Source organism: Dyadobacter sp., assembly GCF_017744695.1.
Classification (GTDB): domain Bacteria; phylum Bacteroidota; class Bacteroidia; order Cytophagales; family Spirosomataceae; genus Dyadobacter.
Genome location: NZ_JAGIAS010000002.1, coordinates 889,260 through 911,779 on the forward strand (window position 1 = coordinate 889,260; position 22,520 = coordinate 911,779).

Genomic DNA, 22,520 nt, shown 5'->3' on the forward strand with positions numbered 1-22,520 from the left:
ACGCCCGGCAGCTCTATTTTGTATTATATTTGAAATACAATTTATCCTATGAGATTCGCGCTGATCGCTTTCCTGTTGCTGACGTTGTTTGCAGGCTGTGCCGAAAAACAGGGAGACGAGTATGTCATCGGGTTTTCCCAATGCACCGGCGACGACGAGTGGCGACGTGCCATGCTCGACGGGATGCAGCGCGAACTCGCATTTCACAACAACACCAAGCTGATTTTCAGGGATGCGCATGCCAACAGCGCTGTGCAGGTGAAGCAGATCGAAGCATTGCTCCAAAGCGGTATTCAACTGCTGATCGTATCACCCAACGAGTCGGACCCGCTCACGCCGGTGATTGAAAAAGCTTACAAAAAAGGCATTCCGGTGGTGGTGGTCGACAGGCGCACTTCTTCGCCCTATTACACCGCCTATGTTGGCGGGGACAATTACCAGGTGGGCAAAACCGTAGGCGAATATGCCGCTACTTTGCTGGGCGGCAAGGGTAAAATGATCGAGGTCACCGGTCTGCCCCGCTCCTCGCCCGCCTCCGACCGCCACCGTGGCCTCGTGGACGCGCTCGCGACCCGGCCAGGCATTCAGCGTGTAGCTACCCTGAATGGGCAGTGGGAGAAGGATATCGCTAAAAAAGAACTGCGCAAGGCCCTCCCGCACTTCCCGGATCTCGACCTCATTTTCGCCCAGAACGAAGTCATGGCCATGGGCGCGCGGGAGGTTTGCAATGAAATTTTTCCCGAGCGCAAGATCCGCGTGATCGGCGTCGACGGCCTTCCGGGGCAGTTCGGGGATATCCAGATGGTGTACGACGGCCACATTACCGCGACGGCATTATACCCGACCGGCGGCGAGGAAGCGGCCCGGGTAGCCATGAATATCCTTCAAAAACAGCCCTACCAGAAGGAAAACCTGCTGCAAACCGCTATCATCGACTCGTCGAATGTGCGGATGATCAAAATGCAGACCGACAAGATGATCTCCCAGCAGAACGACATCGAGCGCCAGCAGGCGCGCATCGACGAGCAGCTGGAAATCTACCAAACCCAGCGTGGGCTGCTCTATGTCATGACCGGCCTGTTCATCGTTTCGATCATACTTGGCTCGGTCGCATTGTATTCGCTGATCGAAAACAAAAAGATCAACAAAGAACTGAATTCCAAAAACACGGAAATCCTGATCCAGCGCAACCGCATTCAGGACATCGCCGAAAAAGCGCAGGAAGCGACGGAGTCCAAATTCAGATTTTTCACCAATATTTCCCACGAATTCAGGACACCGCTGACGCTGATCCTCGCGCCGGTAGAAGAGTTGCTGAGACAGAAAAACGAGAGTCCGGCGGTCAAAAAGAACCTTTCCCTGGTTCAGAAGAATGCAAGGCGGCTGCTCTGGCTGGTGAACCAGCTGATGGATTTCCGCAAGATCGAAAGCGGCAAGATCCGTTTGCAGGTCGCCGAAAACGATATTGTGGCGTTCATCAGCGAGCTGATGCTGCCTTTCGAACAGGTAGCCAAAAAGCGAAGGATCGATTTCCGGCTGATCACCACACTCAGTCGGTTGAACGTCTGGTTCGACCGCGATATGATGGATAAAGTGTTGTTCAACCTGCTTTCGAACGCATTCAAGTTTACCGCTGATTGGGGGCATATTTACATTCATATTACCCACTCAGCCAATGAAGTGATCATCCAGGTACAGGATAACGGCTCGGGACTCAGCGAGGCCGATATGGCGGGCGCATTTGAAATGTTTTACCAGGGGAAAAATTCTATTAAAGGTACGGGCCTCGGTTTGCCGCTTTCCCGGGAGTTTGTGGAATTGCACCAGGGTACCATCACCGCCGATGGCAAAAAAGGGGAAGGCGCCATTTTCACTGTAACATTACCGCTCGGGAACGCGCATTTCCAGCCGGAGGACATTGCCGATCCTGCTGCCGGTACCATCGAAAAATCGGTCGCCTGGACGGACACCACCATTGAAATGCCCGCGCAAGGCGAAGCTACGGAACGCAAAGATCTTCCTACAGTGGTGTTGATCGAGGATAATGAAGATTTACTCGCCTTCATGACGGGTCTTTTGCAAAACCAGTACGAGATCATCACCGCTACCGACGGTAAAGCCGGGCTCGACCAATGCTTCGACACCGTGCCCGACCTGGTTCTCTGTGACGTGATGCTACCCGGCATGGATGGTCTGCAAATCACCTCCACCCTCAAAGCCGACATGCGCACCTCGCACATCCCGGTGATCCTGCTCACGGCCAAAAATACACCCGAACAGCAGGTCGAGGGCATGCAGGCCCGGGCCGACATGTATATGACCAAGCCTTTCAGCCCTCAATTTTTACAGGAAAGCATGCGCAGCCTGTTGACTAACAGACAATTGCTGCAATCCACACAAGTTGGCCGGAATATCGGCGACACCGAAACCGGATTGTCGCGCCTGGACAAGAAGTTTGTCAACGAGCTCCGCGCGCTCATCGTTTCGCGCCTCGACGACCCTACCCTCACGGTAGAATCCATCGGCAGGGAAATGGGCCTGTCGCGGGTGCAACTCTTCCGCAAAACCAAAGCGCTGCTCGGCGGCGGCACCAACGACCTCATCCTGAATCTCCGCCTCGAAAAAGCCTGCACACTGCTCCGCAACCCCGATCTCACCGTCGCAGAAATCGCCGACCAGACCGGATTTACCTCGCAGAGCTATTTTTCGACAGTTTTCAAAACCCGCTTCGGGGTGTCGCCAAAGGATTGGCGGCTGGTGAAGAGCTGAGAAAAATTAGGAAAGACTCAAAAAAACGCAGAATCTGACCGTTGTCAACCTGAGCGGACGGGGCCGCCCGGCGGTCGAAGGCCAGTATCGCGACGGCCTTCGACTCAGGCTGACAATAGGTCAGATTTGCGCTTTTTGTTTAACTTCTATCGTAACCATTTACAACCCCTTCACCGGGATCTCGGTCAATGGCGGCACATTGTTCTGAAACCCGTTGTATCCTTTGTTCTGGTTGATCCGCCCCTGGGTGTTCCCATCGATCGCCGGTTGCGGGACAGGCCAAAGCACGTGGTATGGGCTCATGGTGTATTCGTCGGCGTGGCGCGTTTTAACACCTTTGTTATAGAAATCACTTTTCTCCATGACGCGGTCATAGAAATAGTTGCTCTCCGAGAAGGTCTCCATATGATAGGTTTTGCCGTTTGGTGCAGGCTTACCGGTCATGGCGAAAATATATGCGACCCGGGTCAGCTCCGTCTTGCGCGGTTCTTCGAAATACAACTCCCGTGCACGCTCGTCGAGCACGGTACCGATGTTTACGTCCGCAGGTTTATAAGGATCGCAGTTGGCGCGGGTTCGCACCGCATTGATATCCTTTGCCGCATTCACCATATCACCTTTCCACGCGTAAGCCTCTGCGCGGAGCAGATAAGTTTCAGCCAAACGGAACACGTACCAGTCGGTGTTACCACCATTTGGCTGTACTTTCAATGGGTCCTCGATGTACAGTTTGTAATTCGGCCAGTCGAACCAGCAACGGATCGTGTCGATCGTCAGGATAGCGCCGGCATCATTCCTGAATTGCAGGTGTTTGCCGTAATAAGGATCTTTGACTTTGGGGTCAAGTAATCCGGGGTTATTGTAAAGAATATCCTCCATGCGGGTCCAGTTGCCGGGCGCGTGACGCAGGTCCTTTTTGTCATCCCAAACGCCTTCCTGCGAGTAGTAGGTCGGGCGTACGCGGCCGATGCCACGGCCCAGGGAAGTCACCTGATCGATCTCAATTTTCGCCACATCGCTGGTCCCGCGGTTTCCGGCCGGTGTAGTAATGTTGTTATGCCAGAACGGAACCGTGTTACGCATCAGCTGAATGCCGCCATCGATGTTCCCGTCGATGCTCACGCGGTCGATCACCATCATCAGGCCTTCCGTATTGGCACCGATCGACTTGTTGGCCGGGCGGTGCAAGTCCCAGATCACATTGCGATCAGGATTATTGACGTCGACGCCGAAGCGGGACGTCATGAGTTTATGTGTACCGCCATCGATCACATTGCTGGCCGATTTGATGGCATCATCGAACAAACCAAGAGCGAGGTTTACTTTGGTCAGCAAATGGCTCACCGAACCTTTATTAACTGTTCCCTTGTCTGTAACAGCAGGCACCCATTGTTCCGCAAATTCGAGGTCTTCCTTCATTTTTTTCAGGATGACTTCACGCTTAGTCGATTGAAAATCCAGTTTCGGGCCAACGATCTCGTCCAGGATCAATGGAACGTCCCCGAATTGCTGCGTAAGCCGGTAATACCGGGCCGCACGATGGAAGTAAGCAGCGCCAAGCAATGCATTTTTCTCGGCATCGTCTTTATAGTTGGTAGGCTGATTGATCCTTGAAATCACCACATTGGCATATTTCACCCCTTTAAAACCTTCACTCCAGTACCAGCCTATCTTGTTATAGTCGCCGCTGTTAAGCTGGGCATCCGGCGTAATCAACAGGTTCAGGTTCTGTGCCGGCCCCGACTTGTCTGTGGTACCTTCCACCGCGATATCGGAGAAGATCGACTCGGTGACCATCGGCGGCGCGTCGCCATACCATTCGAGGCGCATGTTCCTTTCGCAGGCCACGATCGCAGCGCGCAAGCCTCCCACGTCATTGAACGTTTCGTCCGGGTTGTAGAACGATAATGGTTCCGGCGCCAGCCAGCCATCTTTGCAACTCACGACCGTCATTCCCATCAACACACAGGAAATGGTCAGAACTCTCTTTGACTTTTGATATAGGATATTCATTTTGACTCAATTGGAATAATGGATATTAAAGGGTGATATCGACGCCCATCGTGAAAATGCGCGGGCTCGGAACTGAATAGGTCAGGTTCTGATTCGTTGCACCGTTGGTACCGTTTTCAGGATCCCAGAATTTCCAGTTGGATATAAACCCGATATTTCTCACGTTGGCATAAAGGCGCAGGTTCTGGACCGAAATGCGCTGTACCAGGTTTTTCGGAATGGTATAGGCCACCGCAAAGCTCTCGAAACGCACGAAAGATTTGCTTTGATAAACGCTATACCCAGTGGCCGACCCCTCGCTCGAATAAAGTCTCGCCCATTCGTTGTTCCGGTTTTCGGCAGTCCAGTAAGGGAACACATAGGAGCTGCTGCGATCCGGGAAGCCCGGGCGGTTCTTCATCTGGTTGAATTCCCCTTTTTGTCCAACATAAGAATACACCATAAACGACACGTCGAAGTTCTTGAACAGGTTGAATTCGTTGCGCAATGTGAAGCGTGCGCGAGGGCTCTGGTAACCCTGGAACACCTTGTCGTCGTTGGTAAACTTACCGTCGTTGTTCACGTCGAGGATCTTGTGGTCGCCCGGCTTCACACCGTATCTTTTGGCCTCTTCGGCCTCTTCCACCTGCCATACGCCGATCACTTTGTAGTTCCAGATTTCGTCGATCGCATGACCTATAAACCATTTATTGGTAATATCGTCGGCTTCGCGCTCGCCGGTAACATTGCCGGCAGCATCTTTGATCGCCGTTTTATTGCCGTAGAGGTGTACAATCTTGTTTCGGTTCATCTGCACGTTCAAAGTCGACCGCCACGAGAAGTTGTCGCGTTTCATGTTGTTCGAGTTCAGGCTCAGTTCGAGACCTTTATTGTCGATCTGGCCCAGGTTATCGAGTACGAAATCAAAGCCAAGTACGTTCGGCAATGCGCGTTTCACGAGCAGGTCGCGGGTGGACGACTTATACAATTCCAGGCTACCGTCGATCTTGTTATTGAAAAATCCAAAATCGATACCGAAATTGAGCGAGTTGGTGCGTTCCCATTTGAGGTTCGGGTTTTGCATGCGGTCAACATACAGCTGGCTCACCTGGTACACGGTACCGCCGGAATTCACGTGCAGGTACTTGCCGGTGGCAAGGTTGGCCAATGCATCGTAGCGCCCGATGTCCCGGTTTCCGTTGCTACCGTACGACAAGCGCAGCTTACCGTAGTTCAGCCAGTTGATTTTAATGAAAGGTTCGTCGGTAAATACCCAACCCAACGCGGCGGAAGCGAACGTCGCACGCGGATTTTTCTGCCCGAATGCCGAATAACCGTCGCGGCGCGTCGACAACGTCAGCATGTAACGGTCTTTGAAAGTATAGTACAAGCGCGCCATCAATGCATCGGCGGTGCTCGTCTGGTCATCGCTCCACATGACCGGCGCATTACCGGCACTGATGTTGTGATAACCCAGGAAATCGTTCGGCGCAAATCCTTTGTTCGAAACGCTGTCGCTCCATGAGCGGTATCTTTCCTTGTTGGCGAGCAAGGTTACGTCGAAACTGTGTTTTTCAGCAAATGTCTTGTTCCATTTCAGGATATTATCGATCTGCCAGCTGAAAAACCGCGAATCCGCACGCGATGCCCGGCCGCCTTCCGCTGCCCAGTCCATACTTTTGGACGATTCGGCATTGTAGCGGTGGTACACTTCATAGCGCGGTGTGAAATTGGCCTGATAAGTAATGCCGAACGGCAGAGCCACTTTTGCGAAAATTACATTGTTGATCGTGATCGATCCCTTGTCGCGGTCGGTGAAGCTGCGTGCGTAGTACGGGTGGTTACCGCCGCTGGCCTCGTCGTTGGGGCGCCACTTATACGTTCCGTCCGGATTAAATTCCGATCCCCATGGCGACAGGTTCGGCGCGAGGTCGATATTCACCGGCACCTGGCTTTCGTCGCGGTCGGCAAATTGGGTATTGAGGCCCACTGTCAGGAATTTGTTAACCTTGCCTTCGAGGTTCACGCGGGCACGTACGGTGCTATACGCATCACCCACGACGATCCCCTGGTTATTCAGGTAACCCAATGACATGTAGTAGGATACCTTATCGTTTCTACCCGAAAGGCTCAACGTGTGGTCCTGACGGAAGCCCTTCTGGAAGATTTTGGAATACCAGTCTACACTCTTCCCGTCCTTGTAATTTTGAATTTCAGCCGGTTGCATATTCAATCGCTGCAACCAAACGGTGGTGGGGTCACCTTTGTCTTTGCCGAACCATTGTTCAAGGGTTACGCCTGCTGGCAGGTTATTCGGGTTTGCGAAGGTCCAGGAGTCGGTCGTTGCGTTGATGTTCCGCATTACCTCCTGTCGCCAGGAAATAAACCCATCCGGGCTCAGAACTGGCTGATTTTTAGCCACTTCCGCAAAACCGATATTGCTGTTTATATTGATAATCGTCTTTCCCTCCTTCCCTTTTTTGGTGGTAACAAGGATTACGCCGCTGGCAGCTTTCGCACCAAATACCGCTGCCGAACTCGCGTCTTTCAGGACGTCGATCGTCTCGATATCGTTCGGGTTAATGTCTTCCAGTCCGCCATAATAGATCGCTCCGTCGAGTACAACCAGCGGGCTGCTGCCTGCGCCGAGGGAGTTGGTGCCGCGTACGGCTACATTACCGCCTCCTTTGGCCGACGCTGAGAAACCGACATTCATGCCCGGGATATTTCCGCGAAGCACATCCTGTACCGACTGAGGGTTTTCATTTTCAAGCTTCGTCGCATTCACTTGCGATACGGCGCCGGTAAGGTCACGCTTTTTGGCGGTTCCGTAACCGACTACGACCACTTCGTCGAGCGTCTTCTGGTCTGAGCCGAGCACGATGTCGACGATGCTTGCATTGCCGACCTGCTTTTCCTGGGTTACAAAACCTACCGATGAAAAGACCAGCACATCGCTTTCGGATTTGATCTGGATCTGGAATTTTCCTTCCGCATCGGTGGTGGTACCGTTGGTAGTGCCTTTCACAACGACCGTCACTCCGGGGATCGGAGAGTTGTCATCTTTGGCAAGTACCTGACCTGTGATTGTCTTGTCCACACTATGCCGGCCGGATTGGACAACGGGCCTGGCCAGGGACTCGGGGAACGCAGTGACGGGCCGTAGCATTAGGAGCAGGCACGACGCTACGCAAAAAAGGGACTGAGAAGATCCTCTTTTCATTGAGCTGGTTATGTTGGTTAGTACTGGGTTTAGTCTCGCTTTTGGCGATGTCAATATTCCACGACGGGATTGAATGTTTTCGACCCCGACGTCATTTCGTCATATTTTTTCCAAATTGTATTCAAAATACTGATAGTCAGAGCGTCGCAAGCGTGTGTCCGCCAACACTAACTATTTGTTTACTTAACCGATGAAATTCGACGCCGAAACAATGGATCTTGTTGAAAAAAATCCTGAAAAACCTGTTTTTTTGCCTATTTTGCCGCCCATTTAAACACATCTGTTATTAAAACCACTATGAAACGTTTCCTCTTTTCTCTCGCAGCCTCTTTACTTCTGTTTACAGGTGCGTCCAACGCCTTTGCGCAGGGCCTTTCCGTTGAAAGCCTGCTCGACAAGGCAGTATCATTGACACAAAAAGGGGACAAAGCCGGAACGGCTGATGCGCTTACCCAAGGGGTTTCCGCTCTGGAAAAAGAAGCCAAATCGTCCGATGGAAGCCTGAAAGACAAGCTGCTGGGCAAGGCCGGCGACCTTAAAAGCATGATCCCGCTCGCTTCGTCGGGCAAGTTGTCGGGCGGCGCGCTGGGCAAGGTGGTTAACGCCGTAAAAATGCTGATCGGCGCCAACAGGATCAGCGGATTGCTCGGAAAAGGCGAATCGGGCCTGTTGGGCAATGCGGCAGGGCTCACCAGCAGTCTGGGGCTGATCAAGGCGGGAAGCTCGATTCTGGGCGGTTCCAACGAAACGAAACTGAACGGATTGCTGGGCGAAGCGACCAAAACCGTGTCCGGGTTGGACAAGAAGGGCCCGGCAGCCAAATTGGCGGCAGCGGCATCGTCGAAGCAACTGGGCAGCATCGTAAGCCTCGTTGGCTCTGCACTATAACTCAGCGCCCGGTCCGGGTCAAGCACGGCGCTGGATGCGCTGATAATCTTACCATTTACGTTTACAGCTACCCGTCATCCATTGGCGGGTAGCTTAGTTTTTAGCCACACTCGCACTCCTGTATGTCTTGGGCGACATTTTGTTAATCTTCTTGAAGCACCGGTTGAAGTAGGAAATATTGGTATAACCACATTCCAGCGCAATTTGGGTCACAGGCAGGTCCGATTGCTGCAACAACTTGCAGGCAAAGCCGATGCGCACCTCGTTGAGGAAATCGGAGAAGGTGCGGTTGGTCAATGTTTTGAAAAACCGGCAAAAAGAGTGTATCTGCAAGCCCGCTACCGACGCCGCTTGCCGGAGTGTGATATCTTCCTTGAAATTCTGCTGGATAAAATGCATCAGCTTGGGTACGCGGCCGGACGTCTGGCCGGTATAGCTGGCAAGAGGGTCCGGCGCGTTGAGCCATACGAGCTCATCCGGGTCGAGCAGCTGGTCGAGGATTTGCAGGAACGAGGCCAGCATACCTACCTGGCGATTCTGTTGCGCCGGCATTTGCTTTAAAATTTCCGTTATCAATGTCTTTTTTTCGCCGCAAATACGGATCCCCCGCTCCGATTCCCTGAAAAAGTGCCGCAGCTCCTGTGTGTCCGTCAGCGCATTCAAATGCTCGCAGACGATCTCCGGGTTGATATAAAGCGCCAGGGAAATGGCCTCGGGCGCGGGTCCGTCGGATTTGGATTCACTGTACCAGACGTGCGGTACATTCGGGCCGACAAATGTGAGGTCCCCCTCCTCAAACCGCTCGATCGAATGGCCGATAATGCGGGTACCCGAGCCCGAAAGCACATACACCAGCTGGCATTCTTTATGGAAATGGAAATCGGTCGAAAAATACGGCCTGACAATCTTCTTAACCACAAAAGGCTTCTGCGAGGGCGCAAATTCCGGTAGCAGGGTGTAGGTCGCTTTCATAGGTCGGGAGTTGGAATAGTTACGCAAACATAGTATTACAAGTGATCAATCCGCCATTAACTTACAGGACTTATCACGCATAATTTTGTACAAATTCAGCAACAAACCAAGTGCTCAAAATATTCGCATCCAAATTTCCTGAACCATTTTTAACATTAGATTAAAATAAAACATTGATAGGTATCTCAATTAAACACTATTACAGGTATTTACCATTTCACTCAACCAGTCTTGTCCATCCCAACCAACACTGGTATCATATTGACATTCCGAAAACATGTACATTACCTCCATTGCAATAAAAGACAGGCGCTTCGATCTCCCCGACGGGGTCGGTTCGGACGCCACGCACACCACCCCGCAGTATGCCTACGCTGTTTGCTACCTGCGTACCGACTCTCCCGTGACCGGCGTCGGCCTCGCATTCACGCTCGGCGCGGGCACGGATCTCGTATGTAAGGCAATCGAATACATTTCCGTGGCATTGAAAGGCCGGGAAATTGAAGAACTGATGGCCGATTTCGGCCGCGAATACCGCCGCATGGCCGATTCGCCCTCTCTTCGCTGGCTTGGGCCGCATAAGGGCGTGATCCACCTCGCCCTGGCGGCCGTTGTGAATGCCTGCTACGATCTTTGGGCCAAATCGCGACAAGTGCCCCTGTGGCAGCTCCTGCTCGACCTCACGCCCGCGCAGCTCGTGAACACGCTCGATCTCAGCTATCTGGAAGAAGTACTCACCCGCGACCAGGCCATTGCATTGCTCGAAACGCATTTGCCTTCCAGAAGCGAGCGCGCCGGCGTGCTTTCAACCGGTTATAAGGGTTATGATACATCGGTGGGTTGGTTCAACTATCCGGATGAAAAGATTGTCGACAATACCCGCAGGGCGATGGACAGCGGTTTCAATGCACTGAAACTCAAAGTAGGTTCCGAGGACCCGGAACGCGATATCCGCCGCGCGGCGCTGATCCGCGAAACGGCCGGGGACGCCGCTACCATCATGGTCGATGCCAACCAGAAATGGAACCTCCCTGAGGCATTGTCTGTCTGCGAAAAACTGGGGGACATTAACCCGTTCTGGATCGAGGAACCCACGCACCCCGACGACGTGATCGGCCACCAGGCGATTGCACGCGCCATAGCGCCCTTCAAAGTGGCTACCGGCGAGCATATTCCCAACAAAGTGATATTCAAAAACTTTTTGCAGGCCAGGGCAATGGACTTTTGCCAGGTGGACGCCGTGCGTGTTGGCGGCGTATCGGAATTCCTCACAATCAGCCTGTTGTCCCGGCAAATGGGCATACCGGTGGTGCCGCACGTGGGCGATATGGGGCAGGTACACCAGCACCTGGTGCTGTTCAACCATATCGGCATGGGGCACGAGAATTTGTTTTTGGAGCATATTCCGCATTTGCGCTCGTATTTTGTGCATCCGGCAGCAATCGCCGGCGGCTATTACCAGGTGCCGCAAGTACCCGGCAGCAGCAGCGATTTGAAGGATTGACACCAATAGGAACAGCATTATGAATCTGACCAACAGAACCATATTCATCACCGGCGGAGCCTCGGGCATCGGGCGCGAATGCGTGACCGCCTACCTGCGGGCAGGCGCCCGCGTAAGCGTGCTCGACCGCGATGAAAATGCATTGATTGAGCTGAAAACACAGTTTGGCGGCGACACATTGCTGACATTGCAGGGCGATGTCAGGCAAAAAGAAACCATTAAGAATGCTATCGAAAAAACGGTATCGACTTTTGGCAGCCTGCACGTGATCCACAACAATGCCGGCATCGCCAGCCCGTCCAAACCGCTCGACCAGACTTCCGATGACGAATGGGACAGCCTTTTCGAGATCAACCTGAAAAGTGTTTACCATACCACGAAATATGGTTTGGAATACCTGAAACAAACACGTGGCAACATCCTCAATACCAGCAGCATGGTGGGTGAGATCGGCCAGGAAAACCATGCTGCATATGTGGCGACCAAAGGCGGGATGAGCGCATTAACGAAGGCAATGGCGCTGGATTATGCCCCTTTCGGCATTCGCGTGAATGCCGTGTGCCCCGCCGGCGTGTGGACGCCCATGCTGCGCAAATGGGCTAACGAACAACCGAATACCAACGAAATAGAACAGTACCTCAACAACATCCATCCGCTGGGCGATTGCCCCGGAGGCGACGTGATCGCCGACGTGGCCCTGTTCCTGGTATCCGACGCGGCGCGGTTTGTGACCGGCTGCATCATGCCCGTGAGCGGCGGGGCTGAATTGGGTTACAAAAGATAAAATATGGCAACAAAGAGAACCTGCATGGCCCTGGACCTGGTCGACAATGCCGATCTGATCGCGTCGTACGAGCACCATCACACGCCGGGAAACATCTGGCCCGAAATCCCGGTCGGCATCCGCAACGCGGGCATTACCGACATGCAGATTTACCGGATCGGGCGGCACCTGTTCATGATCGTCGAGCACGACGACAGTACCGACCTCCAAACCGCATTCGACCGAATGGCTACCCTGCCCCGCCAGAACGAATGGGCTGCATGGATGGACAGCTTCCAGCAAAAACTGCCCGAAACCGCCGCCGGCGAGCATTGGGCAGTGATGAAACCGGTGTTTTTACTCAACGACCATTTGCAATGAAAAACAGCAAGGCCGTGGTAGTACCGCTTCTGGTCGTAATGAGCCTGATGTTTATCTGGAACCTCAGCCGGAACATCAACGACGTACTGATCCCGCATTTGAAACGCGCCTGTCAGCTTACCGACTTCCAGTCGTCGCTGGTACAGTCGGCGTTTTTTGGCGGGTACTTCCTGCTGGCATTGCCGGTGGGGCAGTTTATTGGCCGTTTTGGCTACAAGGCGGGCATGATTACCGGCCTGCTCACTGCGGCGGCAGGGGCATTTCTGTTCTTTCCTGCGGCCGATACGCGTTATTATCCGTTGTTTCTGGCCGCATTGTTTATCATGGCGGCCGGTTTCACATTTCTGGAAGTGACGGCCACGCCTTACATTTCCGTCCTTGGGGACCCTGAGCGCGCTTCCAGCCGGCTAAGCCTTGCTTCGGCGGTGGGTTCGGTGGGTGCCACTTTGGGACCGTTTATCGGCAGCCGCTACCTGCTGCACGCCACGGAAGTGTCGCCGGAAACCGTATCTCAGTTTAATGCGGAGCAGCTCGGCCATTACCTGAATGCCGAGGCCCAGCTTGTCAAAACGCCCTATCTGAGCCTCGGCGGGCTGTTTCTGGCCATCGGATTGCTATTGTACTTTGTGAAATTACCCAAAATTGAAGGCGAAGACGGTCATGCCGGCAGCATCCGGGACATCCTGAAATTCCGCCATACCGTGCTCGGGGCGCTGGGCGTATTCTGCTATCTCGGCGCGGAAGTGGGGGTTGTGAGTTTTCTGATCCGCTATGCGAAATCGTCGGGCATACCGGGCCTTACCGAGCAAAGCGCGGCATTGTTTATTACCTTGTACATGGCCCTGGTGCTTACCGGGAGGCTGGCCGGCGCTTACCTGCTGCGCCGCACAAGCCCTCCGGCGACGCTCGCATTCTGTTCGCTGGCAGCGCTGGTGTTGGTGGGTATTTCAATGACTACCACCGGTTATATTTCCGTGTATGCATTGTCGCTGGTGGGCTTGTTCACTTCCGTGATGTACCCTATCTTGTTCACCCTCAGCATTAAAAATCTGGGGGTTTATACCAAAACCGGCTCTTCGCTGATTATCATGAGCATTGTAGGAGGAGCTGTGATCCCGCCGGTCATGGGACTGGTGTCTGATGGTTTTGGTATACAAAAAGCATTTATCGTACCTGTGTTCTGCTACCTCTACCTCGTGTATTACGCACGGGCGGGGCACGCGACTGTGCCCGCAAGCGCAACGCAGGTTTAAAGCATTGATTTGAATTTTTATGATGATGAAAAAAATAATATTCTCAGTGCGACTGACCGCAGTGCGACTGACCGCAGTGCCACTAACCGCAGTCCTTCTTGCAGCATTCACGCTGCCCGCATTTGCACAAACTGAAATGCCGAAGGCGCAGCGCCTGAAATGGTGGCAGGATGCCAAAATGGGCCTTTTTATTCACTGGGGGCCGGTTTCTCGCATCGGGAAGGAAATCAGCTGGTCACGCGAGGGTTACGGCAAGGCTAAATACGACTCGCTCTACCGGGATTTTAACCCTACCCGCTTCAATGCCAAAGAATGGGTGGCGCTCGCCAGGGCGTCCGGCATGAAGTACATGGTACTCACGGCCAAGCACCACGATGGTTTCTCGCTTTTTGACACCAAAACCAACGATTACAACATCATGCACACGCCATTCGGCCGCGATGTGTGCAAAGAACTCGCGCAGGCCGCGCACGAGGCCAATATGCCCATCGGCTGGTACTTCTCTGTGGCCGATTGGAAGGACCCCGATTGCCGCAACCCGCAAACCAACGGCATTTTCGCCGAACGGGTGCTCGAACAGGTGCGCGAGTTGCTGACCAACTATGGCAAGATCAGCCTGCTGTGGATCGACTACGAAGGCTGGCCGACGCCCGTCGAGCCCCAAAAAGTGTACGACCTCGCGCGCAAACTGCAACCGCAGATCATCATCAATAACCGCCTCGAACCGTTCACTCCCGACGAGTCGCACGCTTATGTGGGCAAATACGCCGACTACGCAACACCCGAAGGCTTTGTGGCCGGTTATGGCAAAGTACCCTGGGAAACCTGCACCAACATGGGCCATCAATGGGCCTGGCGATTTGGCGACGAGCCCCGCAATTTGAAAGAATCGGTGCATACGCTGCTGCGGTGTGTGGGCGGCAATGGAAATCTGCTTTTCAATATAGGCCCCGACAGTACGGGCATATTCCCTGCCAATTTTGCCACGAGGGCACGCGAAATGGGTGACTGGATCGCAAAAAACCAGACGGCCATTTACAATACCAAAGGCGGTGTATTTACCCCGGCACCCGATTATGTGAGCTCCTATCGGGGCGAACAGGTGTTCGTGCATTTGCTGAACGCCGGCAAAACAACGCTAGCATTACCTGCCATTCCAGCCAAAATACGGAGTGCAAAGCTGCTCGACGGCACGCCCGTTCAGTTTACACAAAATAACAAAAGCATCAGCCTTTCCTACCCGGCGGGCAAAATTGACCCGATCGCAACCATTGCCGTGCTGACGCTCGACAGAGACGCGTCGACCATCGCGCCGACCATGCCATTGCCTGCCAGCGGCTCCCTCGCCTACGCGCACAAGGCTACGGCTTCGAGCGCAGTGGGCCAGTTCTACCACGATGCGACAGCCGCATTCGACGACAATCCCAAAACAGCCTGGAAGATCGGGCGCCGGAAGGACGTCGATTTCTCGAAGTATTACGGCCAGAAATTGCATTATCAATCGCCCGAAATCATGGCTCTGTACGAACCAACCGGCTGGCTGGAAGTAGACCTGGGCAAGCCGGAAACCGTAGGCCGTATCAAGCTCGGCGAATCGAGGTACGGGCAGTCGGAGATCAGGAAATTTGAAGTATTGTATTTGAAAGGAAATGAATGGGTTTCGCTGGCGCAGGGCACGAAAATGGGCGACTGGGACAAAACCGTCGCACCCGTGAAAGCGCAGAAATTCAGACTGGCCATCCAGGATTACCACGGCTATTTCGGCGTGAATGAATTTCAGTTGTTTCCTCCCGCTCCCTGACCGAAACGGCTGCGTTAAATGCAAAAAAAGCACACGCATGAATTGACGTGTGCTCTGAAATCCCGGTCTGAAACCATCAGGCCAGGATTTTTTGCAGGTTTTTATAACAAGTTTCCACCGTATCAAGGCCCGGCGCGAGATCGTATTCCACGAAGAAATACTTTAAACCGGCGATTTGGGCCGCTTCGAAAATGCGCTTAAACTCGACTACGCCGGTCCCCACGGCGGTAATAGTCGAAAGGTCTGCCTTGATATCCTTCACGTGCCAGAGCGGGAAACGGCCCGGATGCTCTTTGAACAGCGCGACGGGATCCTTTTTTGCTTTGGTAGCCCAGGCGAGGTCGAGCTCCATTTTCACCAGGTCCTTATCGGTTTGCGACAGAACAAGTTCGTAAGGCGTTTTACCGCCATCCACCGGGTCGAATTCCGTCGCGTGGTTATGGTAGGCGAACTGAATGCCTGCTTTTTTCGCGGCTTCGCCGGTTTTTTGAAATACTTCAATCGAACTTTTGATCTCGTCCGTCGTCCCCACGGGCGTACTCGCGCATACGAGGTAGCTCAGGCCTGCGGAGGCCGCGTCGTCCACCAGCTCCTGGTAGTTGTCGCGGAGGTTTTTCATCGGCGGGATCGTAATGGGCTTGCCGTCAGAGCCGGTGGGCAGCTTGCGTCCCGGAGGCATTTTAAATGGTGCGCCCAGGGCATGGTGTGCACGCCAGGTCATGCCCAGGCTTTCCACCAGCGCCTTGAACTCCTTCGGCTCGTAGCCATAATACTTACCCCTCGTGCTGAATGCGGACTCGATTTCCTTGTAGCCGATCTTCGCGATTTGCTCCAAGGTGCCTTTCGGGTCGGTATTCATTTTTTCGAAAACCGTGAAAAGCTGGATACCTGCCGGCTTTTCGGCGAGCGTAATGCCTGCCTGGCGAGCGGCTTCGGCGAGGGACGGCAACATGAAGGTACCGGCGGCCAATGCACCTGCGCGGGTGAGAAAATCTCTTCTGTTTATGCTGTTATCCATTGTTTCAATATTTGAGGTTAATTTTTAAACTTGATTCTGGAGAAAGACATCAGCGGCTCGATGGGCTTGGCTTCCGTGTTTCGGAATACGAAATACACATCCTGCTTACCGGTAGTCGGTTGAATGCCGATGCGCACCGGTGGCTGGGCAAAACGGTTACGCGGAGCTGCCGCGGGTGCTTTGGGAGCAGCGGCGCCTGCCGTGGAAGAACCGCCGGCAGCCGGGGCAGCTTCCTTTTTAGCCCCATTTTCCAGTTCAGCCATCATTTTGGCCATGTCCACTGGCTTTGCTACCGATAACTTGTACTGTCCCACCAATGCACCCGTCGGTGAGCCAAGGCGGATTTCGATGGTTCCGCCTACACTGCCTTCGCGTTGCTGGGCGGCAGCATTCAGTTCCAGGGAATCGATGCCGGTAAGGTCGATGGACGGGAATGCGATGTAGCTGTTTTCAAATGCAACCACGGCAAAACCTTGTCCGGCTACACCCAGTGCCTTGGTTTCCACCCCTTTTGTAATCGGCGCTTCCGCTGCATTGAGTTCGGGGCTGTGGAGCACGATCATCTCCTCGGTGGTTTGGGCCGGCACTGCCTTGGTAGTGCCCACGGGCCGGTCGGTATAGGCGGCACGAATGATGACCGAGCCTTTGCCATTATCCGTTTTCGGGATTTGCGGGGTGTACTTTCCTTCCAAAGGCAATGTCGAAAGCGTCTTTTCAGTACTGTTGAGAATGTATTTGACGATCACCTCCACATCGGCTACGGGTAATGCCGGGTGCGCCGCCATCGCCACTTCGCCCCAAACGCCCGATCCGCCTTCGCGTACTTTCTTCACCAGCTTATCCAATGCGCCCGGATCGGCCTTGTATTTATTGGAAATGTCAGCGAATGACGGCCCTACCGACTTGGTGTTCGGCTGGTGGCACACTTTGCAATCGCTCTTGGTCATTAATGTCTGCGCAACGGCAAATTGCGTAGTAGCGTCGACACTGCGCTGGCTTTGGGCCACTTCGGCATAGTCGAAGCCCTCGGCGGTGTAATCGATGCTCACAGCCACCTGATCAGCCTTGATTTTGCCGTCGGCAGTGCTGCCATCCTCCTTATCCGAAATACCTACCGCATAACCGACGGGTTTGTTCGGGAAGAAAAATGTGCTGTTACCATCCAGTTTGATCGCCACTTTCGGGGGCTCGTTACCCGCGATAATGCGCACGGACTGGCTGTTGCTGGCCCCTTTGGAATCCGTCACAGTAAGCGTCGCGGTATAAACCCCCGCTTTATCGAATTTCACCTTCGGGTTTTCGGTCGGATACACCCTCGGTGCCACACCCGGACTGGTTACCTTCCAGCTGTATTTCAATGCATCGTTATCGAAATCCTTCGTGCCTTTGGAGGACAAAACTGTTTCAAACGGTACTGTTCCGCCTTTTTTCTCTACCGAGGCTGCTACCAACGGTTTACGGTTACCGCCATTGTATTCAATGCGTACGAGCCGCGAGTTGTCGCTTTTGCGGAACCAGTTGCTGCCGTATTCGAGGATGTACAAATCGCCGTCCGGTCCGAATTTGATATCGATCGGTTGCACCGGGTGATAGCTCGGTAGTACGCGCTCCATCGATTCATAATCCCCCTGTGCATTCATGGTAATAGCCATGATCCAGCCACGGGAGAAATCGGCGGCAATCCATTTGTTTTCATAGTAGGCCGGCCACGGACGCTTCGGCGCCTTGAAATCGGAACGGTGATAAACCGGGCCGCCCGTAGCACTGCGCGAACCCGAACCTACCTGCGGGAATTTCTCGGACACACCATAAGGATAGTAAATGAAGCTCGGCGCGGTCGGAAAGAGTTCTTTCAGGCCCGTATTATTAGGCGAGGTATTGACCAGGTTTTTCGGGTCCTTCTTCTCGCCGGGCTTATTATTGGCATAATCAAAAACCGGGAAGGCCTGATCGTTGCCCACAAACCACGGCCAGCCGAAATTACCGGGCTTGCGTGCCTGGTTCAGCTCGTCATAACCTCTCGGCCCGATCTCGGAATCCTCGTTCGCATCCGGCCCTACCTCGCCCCAGTAAATGTAGCCCGTCTTGCTATCCACTGAAATACGCCATGGATTACGGTGGCCCATGGAGTAAATTTCGGGACGGGTTTTGGCCGTGCCTTTGGGGTAAAGGTTCCCTTCCGGAATGGTGTAAGAACCATCTGCCTCGGGGTGGATGCGAAGAATTTTACCTCTCAAATCGTTGGTATTACCGGCATGTCCCTGATCGTCCCAGCTCTCGCGGCCCGGACGTTCGTCGGTTTGCGCGGCTTTGTCATTACCGGTATTGTTGCCTACCGTGAGAAACAGGTTACCATTTTTGTCCCAGGTCATGCCGCCCCCGGTGTGACAGCATACTTCACGCTGGGTAGTCACTTCGAGCACCACTTTCTTCGTACTTTCAACCAGTTGGTCATCCACCAGGTCCCAGCGGGCGAGAATGTGCTTTTTCTCGGTCGGGTGGGCATAATAGAGGTATATCCAATGATTTTTGGCAAAGTTCGGGTCGAGGGTAATGCCCATTAAACCTTCTTCCGCCTCGCGGGAAACCCCTTCCTTGCTCACATACTTCGTATTCACCGGGATCGTCGTGATCAGCTCGGTCGTTTTGGTCGACGGATTGTACTTTTTCAGAGTGCCTTTCCGCTCGATAATGTAGGAACTTCCATCCGGCAATACTTCGAATGCCATCGGTTCGTCGAGGTTGTCGGCCAGGACTACCGGCGTAAAACGGCTTTCGTCAGGCTTGGTGATAGTGTCCTGCATCGTGAATGCGGCAAGGGCAGCGATGGTGATCAGCCTGGCCGACCATCGGACCGGGGAGGTAAAGCTTTTGAGCGGGATAGGTTTGAGCATAGGTATGTACATCAAAGTGAACCATTTAATATATGACTTTCATTGAATGCGCATCAAAAGCGGAAAGCAGGGGCCAGGCCCCCACCCTCCTTTCATCCATCAGCATTAAAACTCGTAAGACAACGAGAGCCAAAAACTCCTCGGGAGAATTGTGCGGCCCGGCATCATTGTTCCTTTTTCTACGGCGGCGAAGTTGCGGAACTGGTCGCCCCGCACATCACCTTCGGTCAACACCCTTGCATTGAGCAGGTTATCCACCCAGAAACGGGCATTGATCGCCTTCGTAAAATTATAACCCGCACCACCTTTCATGAGTACATAGGCCGGCAGCTTGTAGCTGTCGCTCGGGGACGTAAAACGCGATCCGATGTAGTTTCCTGCCAGGTAGATGTTGAATTTCTTATAATCGTAAGTCGCCGACAATTCGGTATTGAAAACGGGGACACGCTCGGTACGTTTGCCTGTAAAGCTATAAGTAGTGTCACCCAGGATCGCCACGATGGCCGAGTTGGTGTTCGTGTTAGCGGTATAATCGGTGTATTTCGAATCCTGCAAAGTACCTGTCCAGCGCAGGCTCAGGGCCTTGGTCAGCTTGTATGACGCTTCGAATTCAGCGCTGTAAGTACGGGTCGAACCGAATGCTACGAGAACCTGGTTACCCGAGGAAATGGTCGGCACGGTAATGGACAACGACACATTCTTGATCGCGGAATAGCTGGCAGAAGCAAACAGTGAAAAGTCGTTTTTCGCATACTTCACCCCCACTTCACCCAGGTACACAGGACGTTTCTTGATCTTCGCGGGATCGTACGCGGTGGCGTTGTAATCCGCGATCGTAGGCGCGTTGTAGGCACGGGTAGCGCGTGCGAAGAGCGCCGCTTCATTGTTGATTTTGTAGTTCAAACCTGCCGTAGCCGCCCAGTTGGTGATCGTTTCGGAATAATCGGTGTAGCCGGCGATCGTCAGGCCGGCACCTTTACTGTAATCAGGTGTGCCGTCGGCTTTGAATGCGTAGAACGGACGTTTTCCATCCACGTTCTGGTTATCGACCCGAGCGCCGAGGTCAAGGCGCCATTTTGGGTTCAATGTGATCTCGTCCGATGCGTAGGCAGACAATGTACGGGTGTCGCCGATCACCGTGGCCAGGTTGGTAGCCGTGATTTTGGCGGCTGTCGGCGAGGTCAGCAATCTTTTGGGATTTTCTTTAAACTCCTGCTGGTAAGAGAAGTTGTAGTTCGGCCCGTCGTTGCGGTTGAATTGGTGAATGCCCACGCCGAAGCCTACATTATGGTTGCTGATCGACTTTTTAAAATCCAGGTAATCAACGATCTGCACATCCTTACCCTGCTGGCCGATGCCGGTCACATTCACAATCCTGTCACCCGCTTTCAAACCGGCCTCAGAGCCATCCAGGTAATAATAAGGTGTCGATCCGTTATAGGTTATAATGCTGGCCGGAATACCCGCCGTCACGGTGCGGTTGGTGTGCTGGTAACGGAAATTGTTGTTCACTTCCCAGCCGTTATCGAGCAGGTAGTTGAACTGGAAACCGCCCGAGCCTTGCTTGGTGTGAATACCGTCGGCGAAATCATAGTTACGCGTCACGCCATTGGCATCGGTATAGCTGAATTTAGTATCTACCGTTGCCAGCGACTGGGTTACCATGTCGAAATTGTCTGTTTTGGTAGGTTTGCCGGTTCCGTCATAGGGATAAAAGCTCGTCAGCATCCATTGTACCTTATCATTCAGGTACTTTCCGTAGACTCGTACGAAGCCTTTCTGGTTTTTGAAATTGAAAGTCATATTACCTTTCAACTGGCCGCCCTGGTTGGCTGTGTAGCCCGGCGGGACAATGCCTTTATCGGTCCGGAAGAAGCCGCCGATGTTGTAGCGGATCTGATCGCTTACCTTGCCGCCGACATTGCCATCGAGGCGGTAGAGGCCTTGCGAAAGGCCGGTGGTAGCTTTGAACTTGCCATAAGTTTTATCCGCGCCGGTGTAGCTGAGGTTATTGATCACCGCGCCGGGCGTATTGGCCATCACGATCGACGCATTACCACCGCGAACGGCTTCAATGTTTTTAATGGTCAAATCGGTTTTATAATACTGATCCACAGAAGGTATCGAGTTAAAACCGGTAGGCAATACCGGCAGACCATCTTCCATGATCCCGAGGAAAATATAACCGCCCTGCTGCGGGAAACCGCGCACCCACACATTACCTGGCCCGTCGCCTCCAGTACTTTCCACTGTCAGGCCTGGGATCGCTTTCAGGAGGTCGGTACTGTTCAACGGCGCGCGGGTTTGAATGTCTTTATTGTTAATAGTCGTGATCGCCACGCTACTTTCGATCTTTTTCTTCGGGTTACCGCCCGTCACGACGATTTCCTGCAATTGCAGAATGTCGTCCTTCATTTCGATATTCAGCTGCACGTCCTGGCCCGCTACCTGTATTTCCTTTTTAATAGCCGTGAAGCCGATGCTGGTGACGTTCAACGTATAAGTACCATCGGGAATGTCGGTGAAACTGTAAGTCCCGTTAATGTCCGTCACCACACCCAGGTTATTGTAACTGAGTATGACCGTTACGCCGCTGAGCGTCTCGCCCGAGACGTCGGTGATCTTCCCCGACACGGTGTACCCCGCCGCCCGGCTCCGGATACCTGTCGCAGGACCGCCCGCCGATTTATCCGACCGGCTGATAATGATCAGGTTGTCCGTCACCCGGTAATGCAGCCCGAGCGGTTTCAATGTTTCATCCAAAACTTTATAGAGTGGCTTCTGAGCCGCCTTCACGCTTACCTTCCGATCGCTGCCGATCATTTTGGCGCTGTACACAAACTTTCCGTTCACCTGTTTTTCCAGATTCCCCAGCACATGCTCGATCCCCTGCTCCTGGATATCCACGGTCACTTTTTTGGACAAAAGCGCCTGCGCCTGGCCATCGGTCGCCCTGGCTGTACCAAGCGCCCACAATCCCACAAGTAAAAACTGGCACAGCGATATCCGCATGACTCTGAAAATAAATTGAAACTTAAAAGCTTCTTTCATACATTTGACTG

The 22,520-nt window shown here is 53.4% G+C and carries 13 protein-coding genes; 7 read left to right on the top strand and 6 right to left on the bottom strand.

Annotated elements, in window-relative coordinates; genetic code table 11:
* Positions 1–48 precede the first annotated feature (48 nt).
* Positions 49–2,769 carry a substrate-binding domain-containing protein gene (locus tag J7619_RS11185; RefSeq protein WP_291197968.1) on the top strand — a complete coding sequence of 907 codons (2,721 nt, stop codon included), beginning with the start codon at positions 49–51 and terminating at the stop codon, positions 2,767–2,769.
* 159 nt (positions 2,770–2,928) lie between these two features.
* Here J7619_RS11185 and J7619_RS11190 read toward each other — a convergent pair whose 3' ends face one another.
* Positions 2,929–4,782, bottom strand: coding sequence for a RagB/SusD family nutrient uptake outer membrane protein (locus J7619_RS11190; protein WP_291197970.1), 1,854 nt, complete (start codon positions 4,780–4,782; stop codon positions 2,929–2,931).
* A gap of 25 nt (positions 4,783–4,807) precedes the next feature.
* Positions 4,808–7,861 (bottom strand): SusC/RagA family TonB-linked outer membrane protein, encoded by a 3,054-nt coding sequence (locus J7619_RS11195; protein ID WP_291197972.1) that lies wholly within the window; start codon positions 7,859–7,861, stop codon positions 4,808–4,810.
* A 420-nt stretch (positions 7,862–8,281) separates the two neighbouring features.
* Between J7619_RS11195 and J7619_RS11200 the strand changes: the two genes are divergently transcribed.
* Positions 8,282–8,872 (top strand): hypothetical protein, encoded by a 591-nt coding sequence (locus J7619_RS11200; protein WP_291197974.1) that lies wholly within the window; start codon positions 8,282–8,284, stop codon positions 8,870–8,872.
* Between the two features lie 93 nt (positions 8,873–8,965).
* Here J7619_RS11200 and J7619_RS11205 read toward each other — a convergent pair whose 3' ends face one another.
* A complete protein-coding gene (locus J7619_RS11205; RefSeq protein ID WP_291197976.1) occupies positions 8,966–9,844 on the bottom strand; it encodes an AraC family transcriptional regulator in 879 nt (292 codons plus the stop codon).
* A gap of 277 nt (positions 9,845–10,121) precedes the next feature.
* Here J7619_RS11205 and J7619_RS11210 point away from each other — a divergent pair, with 277 nt between their 5' ends.
* From J7619_RS11210 to J7619_RS11230, 5 genes are read left to right on the top strand one after another with little or no spacing between them, the layout of a single operon-like run.
* Positions 10,122–11,348: an enolase C-terminal domain-like protein gene (locus tag J7619_RS11210; protein ID WP_291197978.1), complete on the top strand. Its 1,227-nt coding sequence runs from the start codon at positions 10,122–10,124 to the stop codon at positions 11,346–11,348.
* 19 nt (positions 11,349–11,367) lie between these two features.
* Positions 11,368–12,132: an SDR family NAD(P)-dependent oxidoreductase gene (locus J7619_RS11215; RefSeq protein ID WP_291197980.1), complete on the top strand. Its 765-nt coding sequence runs from the start codon at positions 11,368–11,370 to the stop codon at positions 12,130–12,132.
* A 3-nt stretch (positions 12,133–12,135) separates the two neighbouring features.
* On the top strand, positions 12,136–12,492 hold the full coding sequence (locus tag J7619_RS11220) for an L-rhamnose mutarotase (protein ID WP_291197982.1): 357 nt from the start codon (positions 12,136–12,138) through the stop codon (positions 12,490–12,492).
* Positions 12,489–13,745 carry an L-fucose:H+ symporter permease gene (fucP, locus tag J7619_RS11225; protein WP_291197984.1) on the top strand — a complete coding sequence of 419 codons (1,257 nt, stop codon included), beginning with the start codon at positions 12,489–12,491 and terminating at the stop codon, positions 13,743–13,745. Before J7619_RS11220 ends, fucP begins: the two co-directional genes overlap by 4 nt.
* Before the next feature lie 46 nt (positions 13,746–13,791).
* A complete protein-coding gene (locus tag J7619_RS11230) occupies positions 13,792–15,546 on the top strand; it encodes an alpha-L-fucosidase (RefSeq protein WP_291197986.1) in 1,755 nt (584 codons plus the stop codon).
* A 76-nt stretch (positions 15,547–15,622) separates the two neighbouring features.
* Here the strand turns inward: J7619_RS11230 and J7619_RS11235 are convergent, their stop codons facing one another.
* The 3 genes from J7619_RS11235 to J7619_RS11245 all read right to left on the bottom strand — a co-directional run bounded on the left by J7619_RS11235 (position 15,623) and on the right by J7619_RS11245 (position 22,509).
* A complete protein-coding gene (locus tag J7619_RS11235; RefSeq protein ID WP_291197988.1) occupies positions 15,623–16,564 on the bottom strand; it encodes a sugar phosphate isomerase/epimerase in 942 nt (313 codons plus the stop codon).
* 17 nt (positions 16,565–16,581) lie between these two features.
* A complete protein-coding gene (locus tag J7619_RS11240; RefSeq protein WP_291197990.1) occupies positions 16,582–19,458 on the bottom strand; it encodes a PQQ-dependent sugar dehydrogenase in 2,877 nt (958 codons plus the stop codon).
* Between the two features lie 105 nt (positions 19,459–19,563).
* A complete protein-coding gene (locus J7619_RS11245) occupies positions 19,564–22,509 on the bottom strand; it encodes a TonB-dependent receptor (RefSeq protein WP_291197993.1) in 2,946 nt (981 codons plus the stop codon).
* Positions 22,510–22,520 lie beyond the last annotated feature (11 nt).